This window comes from Paenibacillus sp. FSL R7-0312 (assembly GCF_038004445.1).
Lineage (GTDB): Bacteria > Bacillota > Bacilli > Paenibacillales > Paenibacillaceae > Paenibacillus_AQ.
Genome location: NZ_JBBORE010000001.1, coordinates 1,072,066 through 1,094,727, shown reverse-complemented (window position 1 = coordinate 1,094,727; position 22,662 = coordinate 1,072,066). Strand labels below are relative to the sequence as shown.

The window sequence follows — 22,662 nt, the reverse complement described above, 5'->3', positions numbered from 1 at the left end:
GAGAAGCGCGGGGTGCTTCTCCTTGAACCATTTCAGGTCAATCCGCGGTTAAGCCCAGCACTGTCTCTGCAAGCGTATCTCCCCGGTGTTCCAGCGAGGCGACCAGTGCCAGCAGCTCCGCCTGCTTCTCCCGCTGCGCGGCAGTCCAGCTTTGGCGGGATGAACCTCCTGTCCGTAATGCAGCTGGATCAGCCATTCCTGTGTAGAAATCTTCAAGCAGAGCAGCCATTTCGCCGTATACCCCAGCCATCTCCGACAAGGCCGTCAGCTTACGCTGATCCTGTACCAGAGGCAGAGAATCCTGCAAATACGCGGCGGCACTTCTTCTGGCATCGGCCAGCGCCATCATGCAGAAGTGATTGACTCCAAGCCTGCGGCTGTACGTCTCATCATCTGCTGCAGCATACCACTGCCGGTCCAGCAGTCCTTCGCTCCATACTTCAAGAGCCTGATAACCCATAGCATAGGTGCTGTGCCCGGAGTTTTGCATAACGTCCAGCTTGATCCGCAGGGAGGCATACAGATTATCCAAGGCAGACGGGACATGAGTCTGTTCGCCAAGACGGATAATCCTATAAGGCCAATGGTCCACAGAGAGATAACCCTTGCTGATCTTCATATGCGTCTGGAATGCAGGGTCAGCTTCAAGTTCGCTAAAGGTCTCATCGTCAAAATAACTGCGGCACAGCAGGTGCCTGCCATTCTCCAGGTAGCCTGTGATTACTCCCCATTCAGGTGCCACCCTGAGATTAATGGCTATAGGCAGTCTGCCATTGCGGATATCCTCCAGAATTGCCAGCTTCTCGGCTGCGCGCTGCGGCGGTTCCAGCCGGTTGGCCTGGATGGCGTGTATTCCATAAGCCGTGCAGGCTGGCACGGAGTGATCATAGACGACTAGCGCATCCGCAGAGCTGTAATCCCATACCGGTTCAAAAGCAACTCTCCAGCATGCTCCTGAATCGCCCATAACCCGTTCATAGGTTGTATCTATCCCTCTGGAGACAAGCGAGAGTGTCATGGCTCCTGCCCAGGAGCAATCCATCCCCCGGCCAAAACCAAGCCGGCTAATCCCCTCTACAATGCACTGCTGATCGGTAGAATCACTTTGATAGAGAGAGGTGCGACCCGGACTGTAGTGAATCTGCTCGCCTTCTGCGCAGCTTACGGCATGAATGCCTTCAGTGTTCATGTAGACCAGCAGCAGGTAGTCCTTACCTTCATTGTCAATCAGACTCGGAAACAGTTCGTGCGTGGCGGTGAAATGATCCCAGCGGAAATGCTCATAATGCTTCATTTTCTGTAAGACGCTGCGGCTCGCCTGTTCATTGCCGTAATTGGCCAAAAGAATCTGCAGCTCGTTGCCTCCGGAGACATAACCGGTTGAATGGAGATCTATCACCAAAAGCTGGTCCTTCAGCACATAAGTTGAATAGATTCCAGCGGGGGTCTCATAGGTAATGAGCAGCAGCTTTAGGCGGTCACCATCTAAAGATTGGGGAAAGACCTGATCCCCGGCAATTAAGCTTAGACGGTTCGAGGTAACAAATTGGTTCACAAAATGGGTGACATCCAGCTCCTGCTGGCCATCCGTGTAGATTGCTGAGAGTACCACAAGCTCTTGTGGCAGCAGAATGCTGTCGATCGAGTGGCTTAATGCAGCGGATAGCAGGGGGAGGGTGGCAGTCTCCGGCAGGGATTTACCGTTTTCCCATTTGGACACCGCCTGGGCGCTGACATGAAGCAGTTCCGCTAATTGCTCCTGTGACAAGCCTTTTGTTCTCCGAAGTGTGGCTATCCGTTTTCCGATTTTTTCACTGCTGACCATACCTGATACACTCCCATAGATTCATTCGACGTCGTAATTCTATTATAATCTGAATTCCAGGAATGACCATTTACCGGAGTACAGGCCCGGACATGAAAAAATCAACTGCAGGTTGATGCACAGGATTTCTCTGTATGCACGCCGGATGCCGCTGTTAAAGTACTCCGTTCCTGATTTCCGATAATAACTGCTTTATAATGGCCGAATACCAGGAATAGAGCTTCTCCGGGTTTAAGGTTAGGAGCTTATCCTTGTCTACTATTATGTGGTCTTGGTGAACTGAAGCGAACCGGATAAACGGTTCACCTGAGAGAACGGATAAGCTAATGTGCTTCGTCCATTCAGTGACAGGGAGCGGATCTTCGGTGAGCAGCAGCTTCAGCAGATCAAAGAAGGTTATATGCATCACATTAAGCTTATACTCCGGGCGCTCCATACTGATGATATAGGCATCAATTTCTTCCCACACCTGTTCGATGGCGGCTTGCCGCGTGATCAGGCTTTGCCGGGAGAAGTCTCCGGTGCCCATGATGGCAAGGAGAAGTGCTTCCCAGTCCGGCGGTGTCCAGGCCAGCGATCTGCTGAAATGGATAAGCCATTTCTCATGGGGCACATATTCACAATTGGCCGTGAATAAGGCTTCGATTAATTGGATCGCCGCTTTATTCAGCATGGCATGGCCTTGTACGGTATCCCCTCTGTGAATCCAGATATCCCCGGCAAGCCGGAAATACCACCAGCATTGAAATAACGGACCTTCTGCCTGCAGGCGCCGGGGCGGATCAGCCAGTTTCGCCTCTATCAGCGTCGTGATCCTTCCAACCGGGTCGTATAGGATACGGGCATAAGACAAATCCCAGAGCGCCACGCTATCCCATTGATTCTGCTGCTCTTCCTCAAGATCGAGGATCTTGATGTCATACAGGTAATCTCCGATCAAGGTAATCCCAAGGGGAAGCGGCGATCTTCCGCTGGACCACAGCGTATAGCTGCCGGTCTCCAGATAGAGCACAAGATCAATCTCGGATAACTCGTCACCGTAGCCCCGCGATAACCCGCCGTTCAGAGTGATGCCGATGACTCCGTCCAGTGATGTGAAATCGTTCAGCCTGCGGCTGATCTCGTTCTGGAAATCTTGAATCCGGTTCCTGCTTGTCAGATTTACATAGGGTCTTGTCATATCGATCACCTCATAAATAGTATGGGCAGCCGTACCATTTCCGTTCATAGTCAACACAAAAAGCCGCAGATTTACTCTGCGGCCCCGCTAGAAGAAGAGAAGACAGCCAGAGAGTAAAATAAAATCACATTTCTGCAAAATGGCAACACAAATTTACCTGCCGTTATGACAGGCCTGCCAATCTGCAAAAACAAATGATTTTATTCTAACTCTCCGCGTTAAATGATCCCTCGGATTACCGGGTATCCATCTAACCGAAATAGCAGTCCGCCCTTCAGAATGAAATGATAAGGTTACTCCACTAATATATAGCCCAATATGCGAATCTCCTATGATAAATATCTTGAACAAAAAAATTAAAAAACTCTTGTTCTTCCAGCGAAATCATGATATATTAATTCTTGCATTGCATTGAATATTTTCTTTGCGGTCATGGCGGAATTGGCAGACGCGCTGGCTTCAGGTGCCAGTGATAGCAATATCGTGGAGGTTCGAGTCCTCTTGACCGCATACAGCTTTATACGTAGTGCAAGCGAAAGCTCTTCTTCCTGAAGGGCCTTTTTTTATTTTTGCGGAAGTTTCCCGCAACAAGTCTAAACATAAGAGAAGTGAATTTGTAATGGAGCCCAGCAGCAGTATGAAGCCAAGCCAGCGATTCCTTGAGAAGCATTTCTCCGGAGAATCCATTGACTATCGCCAGATCATAGCGTTATTCCTCCCTGTACTGGTGGACCAGGCCTTCGTGGTCGGGCTGAACCTCGTCAATACAGCGATGATCAGTTCCTCAGGGGTAGCAGCAATCAGTGCGGTGAATATGATAGATTCGCTTAATATTTTTCTGATCAGTGTGTTCATCGCCGTATCCACAGGGGGCACGGTCGTTGTAGCCCAGTACAAGGGGAGCGGCAACGAGCTTATGGTCTCCAAGGCGACCGCCGGAGCGGTATCTTCCGTTTCTTTGATGGCTTTGTGCATCGGCTTATTCGGAATTGTGTTCCATGGTCCACTGCTGCATTTATTGTTCGGTGCGGCTTCGCCTGAGGTGATGGCCAATGCCCGGACGTATCTGATCGGCAGCAGCTTATCCTATCTGGGGATTGCTGTGATGGAGGCAGTATGCGGCGCGCTGCGCGGCATCGGGCGGACGAGGGCATCGCTCGTACTGTCACTGATTATGAATTTCTCCTATGTACTGCTGAACTTTGTCTTCATTAACGGGATGCATATGGGTGTGTTCGGAATGACCATTGCCATTAATATATCGCGGTATCTTGCGGCCGCCTGCTCGCTGATCTATCTCTTCCGGCTGGACAGCAGTCTGCATGTGAAGATCCGTGATCTGCTGGTGCTGAACTGGACGATGCTCCGGAGAATCATGTCGATCGGCCTGCCGTTTGCGGCGGAGCAGATGTTCTTCAACGGCGGGAAGATTCTCACGCAGATCTTCATCGTCAGCCTGGGCACCTATGCGATTGCTACCAATGCGATCAGTTCTACGCTGGCGGGAGTGATGCAGATTCCGGCGAATGCCCTGTCCCTGACGCTGATTACGGTGGTCGGTCAATGCATAGGGAGCCGCAATGTCAAAGATGCACGCAAATTCGTGAAGTCCTTCCTGTGGCTGTCTTCGGCCTCTTTTATCTTGATGGGACTGCTGATCTTCCCGTTATTCCATCCGCTGGTATCGATGTTCCATCCGCCGCAGGAGATTGTCCGGGATATCTTCATCGTCTTCCTGATCAACTCGCTGGCCCAGATTCCATTATGGTCGATCAGCTTCATTACCCCTTCGGCGCTTAGAGCGGCGGGGGATTCCAAGTTCACCTCGATTGTGTCTATGCTCTCAATGTGGCTGTTCCGCGTAGTGCTCGGATATATTCTGGGGATTGTGCTGAACATGGGAATAATCGGGGTGTGGCTGGCAATGAACTGTGAATGGGGGATACGCGGCTTCATCTTCATGCGGCGTTTCCTCGGCGAGAAGTGGCTGCAGCACAAGGTCATATAAGCCAAACCTGTCCCGAGCATCAGCTGAAAATAAACAAGAACCCAATCTCCGCGTTCAGGCGGAGGATGGGTTCTTTGGTCTGCTGCATATTAACGGATGCCGGCCGGTGAACTAAGCCTTCCAGATATCGTCAACCTTCACCGGCTGGCCGGTCTTGATGGAACGGTTGGCGGCTATGCCGGTCATGATCGACATCGCGCCGTCCTTGTGCGAGGCTGCGCGGTTAAAGCGGTCTTCCTGCTTCTTGTCAAAAATATCGCGCAGCAGCACCGGATCACCGCCGCCATGACCGCCTGCGCTGCTCTCGAACTCCACGCGGTAAGGCTCTTTGAAGTGCGGATAGATCATGATATTCACGCCTTCCAGGGCGCCTTCGTTCTCTTTTTTGCCGCCGGAATTGACGTAGGATTGCTCGGTAATCCGCACCTCCATCCGTCCCTGCGTGCCGTTGAAGACGATGATGAAGCCTTCCCAAGGCATATAGGCATTAAGCGAATAGTTCATCACCGTCTTATTCTTATATTTGACCATAACATTCATCGTATCCTCAATGCTGATATTGTCCCCGAATACGCTCTGGTCGCGCTGGTAGCCGTCTTCATGCTCGGCATCCAGGTACATGCTCTTCAGGTGCTCGTTGCGGTCCAGATGGAGCGCGAACGGGTCGTTCTCGGCAGCCTTGCTGCCGTAGGCACGCTGGTAGAACTCGGTGATGCCGCGTTTCTCGGCATTCTCCTTGCCGTAGAAGCGCAGATCGCCCATGGCGAACACGGTATCCGGCTGTGAAGCCAGCCAGAAGTTCATCAGGTCGAAGTGATGTGTCGATTTATGCACCAGCAGGCCGCCGCTGTTCCGCTTATCGCGGTGCCATCTGCGGAAATAGTCCGCTCCATGCTGGGTGTTCAGCAGCCATTCGAAATTGACGGACAGAATCTCGCCCAGCACACCGTCCATAATGACCTCGCGGATCTTCGTGTTATGCGGCGCGTAGCGGTAGTTGAAGGTTACACGGAGATTCTTGCCGGTGCGCCGGATGGCATCGAAGATCTCCTGGCATTTCTCTTCGTCAATCGTCATCGGCTTCTCAGAAATGACGTCACAGCCAAGCTCCATTGCGCGGATAATATACTTGTGATGCGTGCGGTCAATCGTGGTTACCAGTACATAGTCAGGCTTGGTTTCGGCAATCATCCGGTCGAAATTTTCGGCTTTGTAGGTAGGCACCTCATGATAGCCGTATTTGTCAGTCAGCATCTGATTAGCGAAATTCATCCGCGTCTGATTGACATCACAGATAGCGACCAGCTCGGACGTTTCGTTGTAAACGGTAACAAGAGCGCCATAGAAAAATTCGGCCCGGCCACCGGTGCCGACGATTACATATTTCTTTTTGGACAAGGGGATCACTCCATTTACTTGGATTTGATTCTATTTTATAGTATAGGAAATGCAGAAAGTGAACGGTATTTAGTCTATTTAACCCGAAAATATGCGTATCTTATCCTGGTAGGAGGCCTGATGCAGAGTGGAGCCCATCTTTCAGATTGAGCAGCTTAAGCGGAGCGGATATTTCAATATGGACATCGACCACTTCCATGATTTCTACGAAATCTACTATCTGTTGTCCGGAGAACGGCACTACTATATCGGCAACCGTATTTACGCGCTGGAAGCCGGAGACCTGGTGTTTATTAACAAAAATCATCTGCACCGTACAACGGGCGGAAACCACCAGCCGCATGAGCGGGTCCTGGTCAGCTTCGATGATTCGTATCTGGAACTGGCTGCACCCGGGCCGAACTGGATGAATGTCTTTGCGGGGGAGAGCTTTCTGCTGCGGCCTACGGCGCATGAGCAGGGAGTGATTGCGGATTTGCTCCATGCCATGCTGGGGGAACAGAAGGAGGCTAAGCTGTGGGGCAGTGAATATACCAGGACGCTGCTGCTGCAGCTGCTGATTCAGCTGGAGCGGATACGCAAGGCGAAGCCCGCCCTGGTCTCTCCCGAACAAAGCGAGGGGCAGCGCCGGGTGTACGGCATCATTGAATTTCTGGATGCCCACTACGGCGAGAAGCTTACCCTTGGCGGGATTGCCGAGCAGTTCTTCATCAGCTCCACGTATTTGTGCCGGACGTTTAAGCAGACGACAGGCTTTACGATTATCGAGTACCTGAATTATGTCCGTATCCGCGAGACGAAGACGCTGCTGACGGATACAGATTGGCCGATCACCCGGGTCGCAGAAGCGGCAGGCTTCGACAGCATCGCTCATTTCGGGCGGATGTTCAAGGGAATTACGGGGCGCTCTCCGCTGCAGTACCGCAAGCAGCACCGCAAGCAGCACCGGGCGTAACCAGGAGCTTCGAATTTGATAGAGTGTAACCGTTTTAATAGTCGGCAGCGGATTTGTGGAGCAGTATAGAGCGTGTACTAAGATAAAGCAGTGTATCCAGAGGCGAAAGGATCTGAAGGCATGGAGAAGAATCAGGAGTGTATGTACTGTATGGAGGATGAACGGCGGGACAACCTGATGATTGAAATCTGCGAGCTGGGGGTTTCGACAGTTTTTCTGTTCAAGGAGCAGACGTATAAGGGAAGATGCAATGTGGCCTACCGCGATCATGTAAAAGAGCTGTTCCAGCTAACCGCAGACGAATTGTCCGCATTCATGAAGGATGTCGCACAGGTAGCTGAAGTGGTGGACAAGGCCTTTGGGCCGGATAAAATAAACTATGGCGCTTACGGCGACAAGCTGCATCATCTTCATATGCACATCGTTCCGAAGTATGACGGGCAGGCGGACTTTGGCTCCACGTTCCAGATGAATCCGGGCCAGACCTATTTGACGGATGAAGAGGTTCAGGAGATGGTCGGGAAGATTAGAGCTTATCTTCAATAAACTGATAAAGCTACCGCTATATCATTGTAAAATAATGCAAAAGCCCGTTCCAGCCGCAAGGGCTCATTTGCGGTCAGCACGGGCTTTTTATATGACTTGATACTTTTATAAGACAGAAGCAGCGGGGACCTCATGCCCGAAGAATGCCGGCAAATACTCCTTATTCGCTTCAAGCATCTCATCCAGCATAGCGATAGCCACTTCGACAGAAGGGACAAGCGGATGATGCGCCAAGGCCTGAATGGCCAGGCTGCGGTCTCCGGTGACGGCAGCGTCAATGGCGAGCTGTTCATAGGTCTTGACCGCATGGATCAGCCCTTTGGCCATCGGCGGAATCTTGGTCAGCGGCAGAGGCAGAGGGCCAGTCTTGGTGACAACGCAGTTGACCTCGATGCTGGCATCATCCGGCAGGAAGTCCAGGATGCCGCGGTTCGCAACATTCAGCGTCTGAATGTCATTGGTACCGTTATACAGCGAGCGCATCAGGTTGACGGCAGCCTCTGAATAGAAAGCTCCGCCGCGCTGCTCCAGCTGCTTCGGCTTCTCGCTAAGCTCCGGGTTGCCGTAGATTTCAAACAGCTCTTCTTCCACACGCTTGACGACTTCTGCACGGTTCTCGCCTTTTGAGGCCGAGGCCTGCTGCTCTTCAAGCATCGCATCGGTCATATAGAAATATTTCAAATAGTAGGATGGCAGGGCACGCAGCGATTGCAGGAACTCGGGATTCCATTCGCGCGCCGGAACATTCTTCGCGCTGTAGCCGGCGGTGTCTTCCAGCATCTCACCCAGCTTGTCTTCACCCTCCACATCAATGCGGGTGATCCAGTGCAGGTGGTTGAGGCCGACGAACTCAGCATAGATCCGGTCTGGGGCGGCGTTATATTTGGACGATACCTGCTTAATCAACCCAATCGGGGCATTGCAGAGGCCGATGCTCTTCACCTTCGAATACCTCAGTACCGCTTCGGTCACCATACCTGCCGGATTGGTGAAGTTGAGCAGCCACGCGTCCGGTGCCAGCTCCTCGATATCGCGGCAGATGCCGAGGATGACGGGGATCGTGCGCAGCGCTTTCAGCATTCCGCCGGGGCCGGTCGTTTCCTGGCCAATCACCCCGTATTTCAGCGAAATCGACTCGTCGCGGGCGCGGGCATCCAGCATCCCGACGCGGATCTGGGTGCTGACGAAGTCTGCACCAGCAATAGCCTCGCGGCGGTCGGTGGTGAGGCGGACCTCTATAGGGAGGCCGGATTTCTCGACCATCCGCTTGGCCAGAGCGCCCACGATGTTCAGTTTATGCAGGCCGGCTTCAATATCCACAAGCCATAGCTCGCGGACCGGAAGCTCCTTATAATGCAGAATGAAGCCTTCTACCAGTTCCGGGGTATAGGATGAACCCCCGCCGATAACGGCGATCTTAAGACCTTGGTTAGCTGCCAAGATGAATCACTCCTGTCTTGTTGTGATAGGGATATATTCAAACTCTTCAAAAGGGCGCATTTTCTTATAGAGTTCATCGCTTATCGTGATGCCGTCACTCTCCAGCGCAGACCAGAGGGCGCCGACGACTGGCTCCGTAGACAAAGTAACTACAGCTGCGGCCGGTGCGGCTTCCCGCACAGCCCGTTCGATCGGGCCGCGGATCCAGCCGCGGTCGCCCCGGGTCAGCAGGCTTCCGGCCAGCACTACATCAAAACCATCGTTCTCCATGCCTAATCTATGGATAACGGCGGCTGCCGCCTTGCCCAGTTCCACGCCCTGACGGTGCAGGATGGCGAGCGCCGCAGCATCGCCTGCGGCCGCCGCCGGGAAGAGCAGGCGGGCGGCATCCAGCGGCACATGCTTACCGTGATCCAGGAAATCATCGTACATGTCGTCTACCCGTTCATAGCCGAGCAGCTTCAAGAGCGGCCCGGTCATGAGGGTTGCGGCCTCCCGGCCGTCCCAGGCGCGGATGACCGTACGGAAGACCTCGATATTCAGCGCTCCGCCGCCGCCGAAATCGCCGTACATATAATCGAAGCCGCCGCACTGGAAGTGCTGGCCCTGCGGGTTGCGGCCGGCTGCGTTGGTGCCGGTGCCGCAGATCAGGGCTACCCCGTAAGGGCGGTCCGTACCCGCCCGCAGGCCGATCATCGGGTCACCGCTGATCGTATATTCTGTGAATCCGATTCCGCGTATCATCGGATGAAGGATCTCATAATCGGTCTTGCGGTCGGCCCCGGCAAGCCCCAGATAGGTATGCCGGATCTGATCCAGCCGGAGTCCGGCTTCAGCCAGAGCGGCCAAGGCTGCTTCGCGGATACTTACCGCCGCCTGCTGCGCTCCGGTCTGGTGATTGCCGTTGCCGCTCCTGCCTTTGCCGAGGATATGGCCATGTTCATCGCTTAGGAGGGCGTAGGTTTTGCTGCCTCCCCCATCGATCCCCAAGTAGTAAGCCAATGGTCGTCACTCCTAAAGTTTTGATAGCCTAACCTTCTTCGGTGTTCACTTCGCAAAACTCGCTTCGGAAGCATATGCTTAGTTTTGATAGCCTCCCATCATCAGGATTTCAGCGTAGATTCCCGTACGATCAGCTCCGGGTCGATCCGGATGTTCGAGCCGCGCTTCATCTCGCCGCTTAGTCTGCGCAGCAGCATATCGGCTGCCGCCACACCGATCTTGTCCGCCGGCTGGCGCAGGGTGGTCAGATGCGGCCGGAGCTGGGAAGCAATATAGTGGTCGTCATAGCCGACCACTGCGACTTCCTCAGGCACCCGCACCCCCGCTTCCATCAGGGCGTTGATGACGCCGAGAGCGATATTGTCATCTCCGGCGAATACAGCCGCGGGGAGTGTGCCTGCTTGCAGCCAGCGACTCGCCGTGCTGTAACCCATCTCGATCTCGAATTCGCCGGAGACGATTTCGAACGGGGTAATCCCCCGGTCCTGCAGTGCCTGCTGGAAGCCGGCGCGCCGTTCCCGCGTGCTGCGGAACATTTCCTGCCCGCAGATATGGGCGATGGAGGTATGCCCCAGCTCCAGCAGGTGGCTGGCCGCGGCATATCCGCCTTTGAAGTTATCGATGGTAATCGAGTAGGTATCGTTCTCCGGCAGCTGATTGTCAATCAGTACATAAGGGATACCCCGCCGTTTCAGCTCAATGATATAATTGTCTTCTTTCATCGGCGAGAGCAGGATGAGCCCGTCTACGCGGTCTTCCTGAATCAGATAGTGGTTCTCGTCCGAGCCGATGCCCGTAGAGATGGAGATGGCCAGGAAATAACCATGCAGGGCCAGTGTCTCATTCAGCTCTTTGACCACCGCATCGAAGAAGGAATCCTGAAGTGTCGTTACAATCAGGCCGATGATGCCGGTCTTGCCGCTGGCCAGACTGCGTGCAGCTGCATTAGGGCGGTAATCCAGCTCTTTGATCGCATCAAGCACCTTCTGGCGGTTATTCTCCCGAACAGACCCGGCGCCGTTCAATACCCGCGATACGGTGACCACGGACAGCCCTGATTTTTTGGCTACATCAAATATACTTACTTTCATCTCAAACGCTCCTTGCGGCGGATTTTCCGGTGCTAGTATCTATCTTCAGTATACAGGGAGCGCCGGTGTTCCGCTAAACGTATAATTGCCACAGCGGCTGAAGCCGCCTTATCTTTTGATAATCTCCGTTACTTTCTTCTGAATCACCGGCATCACCTCTTCCAGCGTCTTGTGTCCGGTCTCGACAGGCTGCAGCTCATTAATGAACATGTCATTAATCTGCGAGTAATTGGTGATCAGATGGTTATAGGATTCATAGCCGTATTTGACCGCGCCCTCGTAGACCTTCTTAACATCCCCCGGATCAATTCCGTCAAAATGCTTGTAATACACTTCAGCCGCTTCGGTGTTGACCGGCGGATTGCCGCCGCTGAGCTCAATGGACTTCTCCTGGACTTCGGTGGTCATCAGGTATTTGATCCATTCAAAAGCTTCCTTCGGGTGCTTCGAATCCTTCAGAATCAGCAGCGGATCGACGAACAGTGTGCTGCGCACCTGCTCATTGCCGCCCCACGGCACTGCGGCTACGCCGATTTTGAACGGAAAATCGTTAGCTCCAGCGAGGTTCCAGGAACCGCCGATCGACATCCCGATCTTGCCTGCAACGAACGGGTCACCGTTCTGTCCGGCTACGCTTTTACTCCACTCGGAAGTGGGGGACACCTTATCCTTGAAGACAAGGTCGAACAGCTTCTGGTAAGCGGCAATGACCTCAGGGGAGTCGAAATGTGTCTCGGAAGGAACACCGCCGTTGGTCCAGGTATCCGCGGAGTAAGGCTCTGCCCCGAAGTACAGCGGCCGCATATCCCGTTCCGCCCAGGTGAAGTCTACGCCGTATTGCGTTTTGGCGATATCCTCGGAGACGAGGGTCATCTTCTTGGCATCCTCAACCATCCGCTCAAACGTCCAGCTCTTATCTTCATAATCGCTTGGCGGATAGGCGACACCTGCCGCATCGAACATATCCTTGTTGTAGAGCATCAGGGTGACATACATATTGACCGGTATACCGTAGGTGCGGTCGTTCACCGTGTAGATTTTCATCAGATTCTCAGGGATATTGTAGTCCTCCGCCTTGAAGCCGTCTTCCTGAATAAGGTCGGTCAGATCAAGCAGCATGCCCTTGTTGTAATACTCGGCGAAACCGCCGTATCCGTAGTGGCTCGTAACATCCGGAGAATTACCGCCGGCAATCAGTGTCTGCAGCTTGCTGTCGAATTGCTCATAAGGTGCTTTCTCTACCTTGACCTTGATATTCGGGTGCTCTTTCTCGAAGTCAGGAATCAGCTTCTCAATGAACGTGCGGTCCTCCGAGTCAATCGTATAATGGGATATGGTCACCTGTTCACTAGACCCGCCGGAGTTCCCGGCTCCGCTGTCCCCTGCTGTGACATTCCCTGCTGATTTGCCGCCGCCGCAGCCCGATATAGCTACCATTGCTGTCAGGGCTGTTGTAAGCAGGACGGCCGACCTCTTGCTCTTCATGATCTTGTTCATTGTCCATTCCCTCCATGATTTCAAGTATTGTGGACCCGGATTACTTAATGCCTGTCAGCACAATGCCCTCCACAAACTGCTTCTGGGCGATAGCGAACAGAGTGACAATCGGAACCATAGCCAGGACAGAGGCGACCATCAGCAGATGCCACGGCGGAATGCGGAAGCGCGATGAGGTGAGCGAGGCCATGCCGACCGGAAGCGTGAATTTGTCCGACGAGCTTAAGTAGAGCACAGGAGTCAGCAGATCATTCCAGCTGTAGATAAAAGCAAAGATCGCCACGGTCGCCAGCGCCGGTGCAGACAGCGGAAGCGCGATGGTCCGCCACATCCGCAGCTCGCCGCAGCCGTCAATCCGTCCGGCGTCGAACAATTCCTCGGGCAATGTAGAGAAGAACTGCCGCAGCAGGAAGATGTTATACGCCGAGCCGAAGAAGGCGGGGACGATCAGCGGCAGGAAGGTGTCGATCCACTGCATTTTGGAGAACAGCACGAACTGCGGAATCATAATCGCCGGATAAGGCAGCATCATGGTGCTCAGCAGCAGGATGAACCAGAAGTTGTTGCCGCGTCCCCGGTATCTGGCGAACCCGTAAGCGACCAGCGCCGAAGAGAGCAGGGTGCCGAAGACGGAGAGGCCGGCGATAATCAGGCTGTTCTTGTACAGTGTGCCGAACTGTAGAGTCTCGAAGATTTCGGTATAGTTGCTCCAGGCCCAGCTCTCCGGCAGGAAGGTCGGCGGGAACTTCAGCATTTCCCGTTTCGATTTCAGCGAGGTGGAGACCATGAAGAACAGCGGCAGCAGCATGAGGAATGTGGTGATTATCAGTGTGATGAAGCTGGCGATCTTCACGGGATCAGCTCTCCGGCGCGGCCGGGAAGGCGGGCTAAGCGGGCTCGCGGCCTTAACGGTACTCATCGGCGGCTGCCTCCTTCATAGTGGACGTAACGGCCCGACAGCTTCATAATAATGGCCGTGAACAGCATGACGACAATCAGCAGGACCCAGGCGAGCGCGGAAGAGTAACCGGCCCGGTATTCCTTGAAGGCACTGGTATACAGATTGTAGACGTAGAACCAGGTGGAGTAGTTAGGCCCCCCTTGGGTCATGACGAAGGCTTGCGTGAACACCTGGAAGGAGTCGATCAGACCCATAATCAGCTGGAACAACAGGACTGGTGAGATCATCGGCAGAGTGATATTCATGAAAATGCGGAAGCGTCCTGCCCCGTCCAGGTTAGCGGCTTCAATCAGGCTGGCCGGGACCCCCTGCAGACCGGCGAGGAAGAGGATCATGCCGGAGCCCGCTGTCCAGAAGGACATGATAATCAGGGCGTAGAGCGCCGTATCGGGATTCATCAGCCAGGCCGGGCCGTGGATGCCGAACCAGGAGAGCATATAGTTGAAGATGCCGATCTGCGGGTTGAAGATCCAGTACCAGAGGAGCGACATCGCAACGCCGGAGACCATGCTCGGGAAATACATCGCTGTCCGGAAGAAACCACGCCAGGGGATGGTCTGATGCAGCAGCAGAGCGAACCCGAGACCGAGCAGCAATTGCACCGGCACGCTGATGAAGGTATATCTTAGCGTGACTGTTACGGACCGCCAAAACAGCTCGTTATGGAACATTTCCGTGTAATTGGCGAGACCGATGAACTTGGGCGGATGAATAATGTCATAATCGGTGAAACTGTAGTACAGCGACGACAAGATAGGATAGAGGGCGAAGATAAGGAAGCCAATCAGCCATGGGGAAATGAACAGATACATGTAGAACGTCTGCCGCCGGCTCTCACTCTTAATCACGAACACACCAGCCTTTCTTTCTTAAAAGTATAAGCGCTTTAACTTTAATGATAAATGAAAGTAGAAATTCGCCTCTTTAATAGAGATAAATAATAATAAGTTTAACCGCTTTAACTTTTAGGCCGCCCTGTTGCACTAATCATAGTGGATGGAACGGAAATAATCAACAGTTATTTCGTTAATAAAGCGCTACCAGTAAATAAATATAACAAGATAAAGGAATGTGTTGCTGAAAATGCAGAAATTTCATTGCGTGCATGAAAATTATGTAATGTAATATAACATAGATAAAGGGTTTGAGGTTTGCATCTGAGCCTGTTGGCTCTATATTTCATAAGTCTGCCGGAAGTGATGTTATGTATTCTTCGCATGCAAGAATCGTTGGTGACTCCGGATAGCCACTGCGTCCAGCCGCCCAGCCACAGCAAAAAGCCGCCCGGCACGGCCGGACAGCTCTCATTCAACTAAGGTATAGGCAGATTGCTGCTCTGCTTACGTCCACTGATGATCGCCGGACAGATATTTCTCGGTCAATACGGACAGCAGCTGAATCCCTACTTCATTCTGTCCGCCTTCCGGAATAATCAGGTCAGCGTATTTCTTGGACGGCTCAATAAAAGCTTCGTGCATCGGCTTAACCGTGGTCAGATATTGGGTGTGGATCGAACGGATCGTCCGGCCGCGTTCCTCGATATCGCGCAGTACCCGGCGAAGGATACGCACATCGGGGTCGGTATCCACGAATACCTTAATGTTCAGCTGCTCGCGCAGCTTCTCGTCGGAGAGGACATGAAGCCCTTCAAGGATGACGATATTGTTCGGTGCAAGCCGAACGGTCTTCTCGGTAGAGCGGGCATGCACGGTGAAATCATACACTGGGGCAAATGCGGCTTGTCCGGCTTTCAGACAATCTAAATGCTCTATCAGCAGTTCCGTATCAAAGGCCAGCGGGTGATCGTAATTAATCGCACCGCGTTCAGCCATGCTGAGGTAAGAATGGTCTTTATAGTAGTTATCCTGAGATATGAACGTCACTTTGTCAGATCCAAGACGGTCAATAACGGAGCGCGCTACCGTCGTTTTGCCGGAACCGGTCCCGCCGGCGATACCAATAATAAGCATGGTGTTTTTATAAACCTCCCTAAGCGATTGCCTTTGCAATTCCAATATTGTAGCACAGCGGTCAACTTATTTCACCTTGGATCAGGGGAATATCATGTGAACTTTCAAATAAATCGGGTATTTTAGCGGAAAATGATATAATTTCAAGTATTCGTACAGATCGAGCATATTTAAAGGGAGCGGATTAGCGGAATGAATGAGCAGAATGCTTTACTGGAAGCTTATAACGGGACAGAAGTGCAGCTGGCAGGCCATGGAAAAAGAGGGATATCCGTGCTGAAAGAAGCGCTGGCCGGAGTGGAGGAGCATCTCGCTGCCGACTTGTATGGGTCAGGCGCAGTAATAGAGGATTTCCAGGCGGAGATGGCCGGGGTGCTCGGCAAGGAAAGCAGTGTATTCTTCCCCAGCGGCACGATGGCCCAACAGATCGCCCTGCGGATCTGGAGTGACCGCAAGGGCAGCAGAAGAGTGGCCTACCACCCGCTCTGCCACCTGGAGATTCATGAGCAGGACGGGCTGAAGGAGCTGCATCATCTGGAGCCGCTGCTGCTGGCAGATAAAGACCACCTGATCACAATGGATGATGTGAAGAATATGGGGCCGGGTATTGCTTGTCTGCTGCTTGAGCTTCCCCAGCGGGAGATCGGCGGGCAGCTGCCGGAATATGCTGAGCTGGAAGCTATTTCGGCCTATTGCCGGGAGCAGGGAATCATACTTCATTTGGATGGGGCGCGGCTGTTCGAAGTGCTGCCATACTACGGCAAGACAGCTGCCGAGGTCTGCGGGTTGTTCGACAGCGTATATATTTCCTTCTACAAAGGCATCGGCGGAATTGCCGGAGCGATCCTGGCCGGAAGCCGGGAATTCACGGAGGCGTCGAAGATCTGGAAACGGCGCCATGGCGGTGACCTGATCAGTCTCTATCCGTATATCCTGACAGCTAAGTATTATTACGGGCAGCGGATCGGCCGGATGGCCGGGTATTATGAGCAGGCCAAGGAGCTGGCTGCCTTATTCAACAGCTGCCATAAGGTGTCTACGCTGCCGGAGGTGCCGGTCTCGAATATGTTCCATGTACATTTCGCGTTATCCAGGGAGCAGGTTGCTCCGGTATTGATTCAGGTGTACACAGAGACGGGAATCGGGCTGACCCCGCGGTTGAAAGAAACAGGGGAAGCTTCATGCTCGTATGAGCTGAACATCGGGGATCTTTACAGCGGAGTGTCCAAGCCTGCGCTGGAAGAAGCCTTCCGGCTGCTGGATACGCTGCTGCAGGAAGGCTAAGGCGGGCAGAACAAAAAGCAGCTTCCTTATAAGGGGAAGCTGCTTTTTGTGTGGAGAGTTACACCTTCCATCTAGCCGGTCTGTCCCGTCACCGGTTCATCAGCGCCCGTACGAAGGAAACGCGGAGCAGCTGTTTTTTCATCAGCTTGGTGCGGAACTGGCGCTTCAATTGATTGTAGGCCTGAGGAGAGTGATTGCTCGCCCAGCTGTACATGAACTTGAAGTCGCTGTGGCTTTTGGCGGAGTTCATCAGGTAGTAAGAGATCGTATCATAGACGTTATGGTTGAACCACTCATTCATTTCCGCCTTGCTGTAGCCGAAGCGCTCGACGGCCATATTGCGGATGTTGCGCTTCTCCTCCAGATTCTCGATCAGGAACGACTGGCTGAGATTGAAGGTGATATTGTTGCCGTGAATCCGGTACACGCCCGCCAGCGTATCAATAAACCCGGCATCGCCGATCAGCAGCGCCCGCAGGTATATGGAAGCATCGTTGACCATACTCATATTCAGAATATCCATGCTCATCAGTGCCTCACGCTTGAATATGGCGGTTAAAGTTGATGCCGGCTTGGGATAGTTCTTCCGCTCGAAGTTCATGAAATAGTCGTGTTTGTCCGTGACGGGACTCAGCTCCAGACTGGAGATAGTGAGCTTCTGCGACTGGGAATACTCCAGGAATACGTTTGCGGCGACAAAAGACAGCTCCGGATGCAGCCGGTGAACCTTCACGGCTTTGGTGAAATAGCTGCGGTCAATAAGATAGTCATCATCGTCCAGGAACAGGATGAATTCCCCGTCGCCATGTGCGGCCAGCGCTCTGCGGCGGTTATTTCCGGGTCCGCTGTTGGTCTCATTCTGCATGAAGATGACGCGCGGCTCTGCTCCGAAGGTGGCGTTCATCATCTCCTGCGTACCGTCGCTGGAGCAATCGTCAATGACGATAATTTCGGTATGCGGATAATCCTGCCGCAGAATGCTGTTCACTGCCTGCTGCAGGAAATCTTTTCTATTATAAGTAGTAATAATTACACTGACCTTCGGATGGCTTGCGGAACCGGCGTCCAGGTTGAGTGTAGACTCCTGCGTATCAGGCACGCTGCTGCTGAGTGCGGAAAGCGCCTGCATGAACCCGTTAATTTCATCGATCTGAATATTAAATTGAGTGCTGACATAATACTGGAGCGCGTCATCCGAAGCCCGGCCTGCCAGAAAGGCATCCAGGACACCGTTCAGCGTCTCCAGATGTTCTTTGATTCCGGCATCACTCTCGCTGCTGCTGATATTCCTGGCCTGGCGGATCAGCTCCTCACGGGTCAGACCCCCGGCGGGCGGATGATGAATATCGTCACTCAGCTGATGCAGCAGATGCAGTCCTGCTTCATGTAAGTCCCCGCGGTGATCCATAATCAGTCCTCCTAAAAGTTTTATGGAGCAATGCTTCCTGGTTCGCTTCGCAATAAAACTCGCTTCGGAAGCATAGGCTAAATGTTGTGAAAATCATCAGCGTAATTTAAATAGTTGGATTTTCTCCATTTATGTTCCCGATTGTGAGGATCATTCTAAAGTTAGTTGGAAAAACTCCACTTAAAAATGCACATTTCGCGGGAAGAGGGCTGGAGGGCAGCAAGTAAATGCCTTTTTTCCAACTATTCGCGTACAGAGTGCGAAAAACGGTAAATTAAGCTACGTTTTTCCACTTAAAAAACTGGGGGAGGTGTTCTGGCAGCTTGCATGCGGCTGGAATGGGAATCTGCACTACCCCATTTCCAGCATTACAGCGTCTGCCCGGCCGCAACCTTCCGCTTAAGCTTGAGCTTCGTTCTGAATTTCTTGGCGTAGCTCCAGGTATAGAGGAAGACCTCGCGTTCCATCAGAGAACCCACCAGGAAATAGATCGGCAGGATAATCACACCCAGCAGCGCGCCCCAGAGGATTACGCCGGTGTAGGAGGTGATGCTCAGATTCAGCTTGGTCGTAATGAACACGATTGCCGCGAAGACGGCGACGTTCGTAAGCCATCTGCGGAAGGTGATCCATGGGCTGCGCTCCAGCAGCACCCGGCTGGCGTAGACCACAATATCGATCGAACGGTAGAGCAGAGCAACAATAGTTCCCATTAGCACACCGTAGATTCCGAAGAAGATTACGAACACAATCGAAGCTCCGAGGTTGATCGCCGACTCCAGAATCGAACGGAATTGTGTGTTGCGGAAATGTCCGGCAATGGTAATCAGGTTGTTCGACGACGTGCGGGCATTGGTCAGCAGCTTGATCACCACGAACAGAATCGGCAGCCAGAAGTTGATATAATTCACATCGTTGACCCCGGCGGTGTACAGCCGCATGAACGGCAGAATCAGAATATAGACCACGGTCAGAATGGAGAAGATCAGGCCCATGAAATAGACCTCATACGCATCATAGAATTTGACAAAAGCCTCTTTGCCCTCATGATAGCTCTGCCCCAGCGCCGATTTGACGCTGCCGTTGACGGTCTGGACGATGTTGTCGACGATGGTGAAGATCATATTGTACATCACGTAGATACTGACAATCTTCAGGTTGGTGAAGATCGTCAGGATCAGCACATCCGTGTTACGGAAGATGAGATAGGAGATCTCATGCACCATGACGGAATTCTTTTGTCCAATGGCGGCAAAATCAGGCGTCATACTGAGATCCATCCATTTGTAATGCCGCTTCGCATAGATATAGAACGCGACAATCTGCAGCAGAGTCAGCACGAAGAACGAGGCCTGGACGGCGATGATGTTCACGCCCTGCAGCAGCAGGATGATACGAACCACGTTGTTCAGAATGTTCGCTACAGTGACGATAGAGGTCTCAATATAGCTTTTACCCTCGGCAATCAGGAGGACCCTGAACTTGCCCTGAAAGTAATAATTGATCGCTCCGCCGAGGCCGGAGAACAGGATAATGGCCACTACGCTGATACTGCTGATCTCTGAATGAATGACCAGCGGATAGATAACCGCCAGCAGCACGACTGAGATGAAATAGTAGATCCCGGTTTTTTTGTAGTAGCTGGAGGTAGCGGCCAGAATGGAGTTGATGTGGCTCCGGTCGTTGCCGGCCACCGGCTTATAGAGTGCCTGCAGCGATGCCGCGCCAACCCCTGCCTCAAGCAGGGCGAAATAACTGATAATCTGCACAATCGAGGCAATCAGTCCGTTCGCTTCCGAGCCGTAGTTAACCATGATCAGGCGGGGGATGAAGAAACCGAGGATAATGGTAATCACCTGGCTGGTAAGCCCGAAGCCCAGGTTCAGCATGCTCCGTTTAGCTTTCATAGCTTCTTCTCCCTTCCAGCAGCGGTTCGGGTGTCAGATAAGCATCCAATTGCTCGAAATGCTTCTCAGCCTGGTTCGCCTGCAGCGTTACATCGAGCGTACCCCCAGCCATACTCTCATAGACCTGCTCGGGCGTCAGCTCAGCCAGATGGGCAAAGTCCGTATACGCCCCCCCGAAATAAGCATCCTGCATCACGTTGATCATCTTGTTGCTGTAAGCCACGGGAAACACCGGTTTGCCGAACACCCAGCCGAGGATCATCGCATGGAATCTGGAGGCGACAATGCAGCTTGCACCGGACAGCACGGCGAGAATCTCATCCATATCTGTTTTGTAGAGATGGGCGTGGGTGTGGGCCTGAAGCTCCGCAGGAATCAGATTCAGGATCAGACTGATCGCTTCCTGGTCCCCTTCATGCTGACAGAAGGACATGAAATGCACGTCATACCCCTGCTGAATGAAATAGATTGCAACATCTTTCATTTTTTCATAATAGAGGTTGTCAAAACCGTCTAAAGCTTTGGACGAGGGCTTGATCACGGAAATGGCAAGGGTCTTACCCTCCACAGCCGGAGCTCTACCGCCGCTGTATTTCAGCTGAAAAATAATATCCGGCGCAAGCCGCACATTGTCCAGATCCTTAAACAGGTCATAGGAATATTGCTCCCGGAAAGAGACATCGGCATAATTCTGGAAGATATCCCTATATTGCTGGTAGTAGGCCTCATCCTTGTACGGGCCGAAGTTCGCACCCATCAGGTAATAGGGCTTGCTTTTATTGCGAAGGGCTTCAGCACCAGCCACATATTCTTCCCACTGTTCACCTTGCATAAAAATAGACCCGCCGATATGCACGGTTCCGTCGCCCTGATCCGTCAGCAGCTTCTGCACGAAGTTCGGATGAAGCTTTAATTTGCGGAAAATATAGTTGATCCCCCGCAGCAGCACGGAGTCCGAGGCATACACCTTGAGATTACGGAGGTCTTTGAAGACGAGCTTATATTGCTGCGGGGCAATCAGCATAAACCGGGTACCGGGGTATCGCTCACATAACACTTTAATGAACAAATCATCGCCCAAATTGAACTCTGTATATGCGTTGATCATCATCGTCTTCTTCATACTTTGATTTCCTTTCTGCCCATCACGGTTTTGAGCTTCTGTTTGAATTGGACCCAGTTTCTGTCGATAACAATCAGCGCTCCGTACAAGGACGGGGAGATTAAGAAGGCTCTGATCTGCAGCGCGAGCTGGCGGTCGTCCCCCTGGTACTCTCGTATGATCGGCCGCATCTCCTGGGGAAGTCCGGGATAACGGGTGTCCATATCCTGAAGCAGGCGCCTGACATCCATTCCCGCAGTGCCGTTCAGACAGGTCTTCAGGTTGTAAAAGTAGTTCTCGGTCAGCTCCCGGTTCAGCAGTAGTTCGGATATCTCAGATGTCCCGTCAAAGGGATGGGCTCTGAAATAATCAGCTACCCGCTTGAAAGCATCGACCATGTCGAATTTGTTCACGTTATACGTATTGGAGATGGAGGATGTTCTCTGCAGATAGAAGGACAGCACATCCGGAATGGATATGGCCCGCGAGGCCCGCGACAGCGCTTTGTAGATGAATTCCTGATCTTCCCCGTTCACGCAGCGCTCGGTGTAACGGATGCCGTTCTCCAGCAGAAAGGTCCGTTTGAAGGCGATGCTGCCGGTCCAGATTCTGAGGCTTTTATGCACAAAAATATTCTTCAGCGCTTCGCTCCCCGTAGTGTCGCTTGCCGCTGAAGTGAAGTTTACAATCGTGGACTTGTCTTCGCGGACCAGACTGTAACCCCAGCAGAGAATATCCGGAGCAGCGCTCCAGGTATGTGCTTCAATGCTCTGCACCAGTCCGCTGGCAATATAATCATCCCCGTCCAGGAACAGCACATAGTCGCCGCTGGCTGCTGCAAGCCCGGTGTTTCTGGCGGCGCTCACTCCGGCATTGGCCGTGCGGATCAGCTTGGCTCTCAGGATGGGATGCCGCGCCAGAATCGCTTCGGCCACCTCGTACGTACGGTCCGTAGAGCCGTCGTCGACCATAATCACTTCGAACCGCTTCTCGCTCTGGTCCAGGAGTGAATCCAGCAATGGAGCCACATAACGCTCTAAATTGTACATGGGAACTACAATGCTTACACTCATAACTCCACTCCCTTC

Annotated in this window: 18 protein-coding genes and 1 tRNA gene; 5 read left to right on the top strand and 14 right to left on the bottom strand. The window is 52.8% G+C overall.

Going from position 1 to position 22,662, the window contains the following annotated elements:
* Positions 1-37 precede the first annotated feature (37 nt).
* Positions 38-1,825 (bottom strand): helix-turn-helix domain-containing protein, encoded by a 1,788-nt coding sequence (locus tag MKX70_RS04610; protein ID WP_340839618.1) that lies wholly within the window; start codon positions 1,823-1,825, stop codon positions 38-40.
* 154 nt (positions 1,826-1,979) lie between these two features.
* A complete protein-coding gene (locus MKX70_RS04605; RefSeq protein ID WP_340839617.1) occupies positions 1,980-3,005 on the bottom strand; it encodes a hypothetical protein in 1,026 nt (341 codons plus the stop codon).
* Positions 3,006-3,431: 426 nt separating this feature from the next.
* On the opposite strand from MKX70_RS04605, the gene MKX70_RS04600 reads away from it, so the two are divergent.
* A tRNA-Leu gene (locus MKX70_RS04600) sits at positions 3,432-3,515 on the top strand.
* A 109-nt stretch (positions 3,516-3,624) separates the two neighbouring features.
* Positions 3,625-5,013: an MATE family efflux transporter gene (locus MKX70_RS04595; protein WP_340839616.1), complete on the top strand. Its 1,389-nt coding sequence runs from the start codon at positions 3,625-3,627 to the stop codon at positions 5,011-5,013.
* 111 nt (positions 5,014-5,124) lie between these two features.
* On the opposite strand, the gene MKX70_RS04590 is transcribed toward MKX70_RS04595, so the two are convergent.
* Positions 5,125-6,411 (bottom strand): Gfo/Idh/MocA family oxidoreductase, encoded by a 1,287-nt coding sequence (locus MKX70_RS04590; RefSeq protein ID WP_042231696.1) that lies wholly within the window; start codon positions 6,409-6,411, stop codon positions 5,125-5,127.
* A gap of 127 nt (positions 6,412-6,538) precedes the next feature.
* On the opposite strand from MKX70_RS04590, the gene MKX70_RS04585 reads away from it, so the two are divergent.
* Both MKX70_RS04585 and MKX70_RS04580 read left to right on the top strand, forming a co-directional pair.
* On the top strand, positions 6,539-7,366 hold the full coding sequence (locus MKX70_RS04585) for an AraC family transcriptional regulator (RefSeq protein WP_340839615.1): 828 nt from the start codon (positions 6,539-6,541) through the stop codon (positions 7,364-7,366).
* 120 nt (positions 7,367-7,486) lie between these two features.
* Entirely contained in the window at positions 7,487-7,912 is a 426-nt protein-coding gene (locus MKX70_RS04580) for an HIT family protein (RefSeq protein WP_340839614.1), read from the top strand.
* A gap of 105 nt (positions 7,913-8,017) precedes the next feature.
* Here MKX70_RS04580 and MKX70_RS04575 read toward each other — a convergent pair whose 3' ends face one another.
* From MKX70_RS04575 to udk, 7 genes are all read right to left on the bottom strand, one after another.
* The gene (locus MKX70_RS04575) at positions 8,018-9,352 is read right to left on the bottom strand and encodes a 6-phospho-beta-glucosidase (protein WP_340839613.1); all 1,335 of its coding nucleotides are present in this window, start codon (positions 9,350-9,352) and stop codon (positions 8,018-8,020) included.
* Between the two features lie 6 nt (positions 9,353-9,358).
* Positions 9,359-10,354 (bottom strand): N-acetylglucosamine kinase, encoded by a 996-nt coding sequence (locus tag MKX70_RS04570; RefSeq protein WP_340839612.1) that lies wholly within the window; start codon positions 10,352-10,354, stop codon positions 9,359-9,361.
* Between the two features lie 101 nt (positions 10,355-10,455).
* Positions 10,456-11,445, bottom strand: a complete 990-nt coding sequence (locus tag MKX70_RS04565; protein WP_340839611.1) for a LacI family DNA-binding transcriptional regulator — start codon at positions 11,443-11,445, stop codon at positions 10,456-10,458.
* Positions 11,446-11,553: 108 nt separating this feature from the next.
* Entirely contained in the window at positions 11,554-12,942 is a 1,389-nt protein-coding gene (locus MKX70_RS04560) for an ABC transporter substrate-binding protein (RefSeq protein WP_340839610.1), read from the bottom strand.
* Between the two features lie 40 nt (positions 12,943-12,982).
* Positions 12,983-13,861 carry a carbohydrate ABC transporter permease gene (locus MKX70_RS04555; RefSeq protein ID WP_340839609.1) on the bottom strand — a complete coding sequence of 293 codons (879 nt, stop codon included), beginning with the start codon at positions 13,859-13,861 and terminating at the stop codon, positions 12,983-12,985.
* Entirely contained in the window at positions 13,858-14,715 is an 858-nt protein-coding gene (locus tag MKX70_RS04550; protein ID WP_445323699.1) for a carbohydrate ABC transporter permease, read from the bottom strand. Before MKX70_RS04550 ends, MKX70_RS04555 begins: the two co-directional genes overlap by 4 nt.
* Before the next feature lie 528 nt (positions 14,716-15,243).
* Positions 15,244-15,873, bottom strand: coding sequence for a uridine kinase (udk, locus tag MKX70_RS04545; RefSeq protein WP_039296931.1), 630 nt, complete (start codon positions 15,871-15,873; stop codon positions 15,244-15,246).
* 192 nt (positions 15,874-16,065) lie between these two features.
* Here udk and MKX70_RS04540 point away from each other — a divergent pair, with 192 nt between their 5' ends.
* The gene (locus MKX70_RS04540; protein ID WP_340839607.1) at positions 16,066-17,157 is read left to right on the top strand and encodes a threonine aldolase family protein; all 1,092 of its coding nucleotides are present in this window, start codon (positions 16,066-16,068) and stop codon (positions 17,155-17,157) included.
* A gap of 88 nt (positions 17,158-17,245) precedes the next feature.
* On the opposite strand, the gene MKX70_RS04535 is transcribed toward MKX70_RS04540, so the two are convergent.
* From MKX70_RS04535 to MKX70_RS04520, 4 genes are all read right to left on the bottom strand, one after another.
* On the bottom strand, positions 17,246-18,565 hold the full coding sequence (locus MKX70_RS04535; RefSeq protein ID WP_052415885.1) for a glycosyltransferase family 2 protein: 1,320 nt from the start codon (positions 18,563-18,565) through the stop codon (positions 17,246-17,248).
* A gap of 368 nt (positions 18,566-18,933) precedes the next feature.
* Positions 18,934-20,472 (bottom strand): lipopolysaccharide biosynthesis protein, encoded by a 1,539-nt coding sequence (locus tag MKX70_RS04530; protein ID WP_042132823.1) that lies wholly within the window; start codon positions 20,470-20,472, stop codon positions 18,934-18,936.
* On the bottom strand, positions 20,462-21,595 hold the full coding sequence (locus MKX70_RS04525) for a polysaccharide pyruvyl transferase family protein (protein ID WP_340839606.1): 1,134 nt from the start codon (positions 21,593-21,595) through the stop codon (positions 20,462-20,464). The genes MKX70_RS04530 and MKX70_RS04525 overlap by 11 nt, the downstream gene beginning before the upstream one ends.
* A complete protein-coding gene (locus MKX70_RS04520; RefSeq protein ID WP_076243459.1) occupies positions 21,592-22,647 on the bottom strand; it encodes a glycosyltransferase family 2 protein in 1,056 nt (351 codons plus the stop codon). Before MKX70_RS04520 ends, MKX70_RS04525 begins: the two co-directional genes overlap by 4 nt.
* Positions 22,648-22,662: the final 15 nt, after the last annotated feature.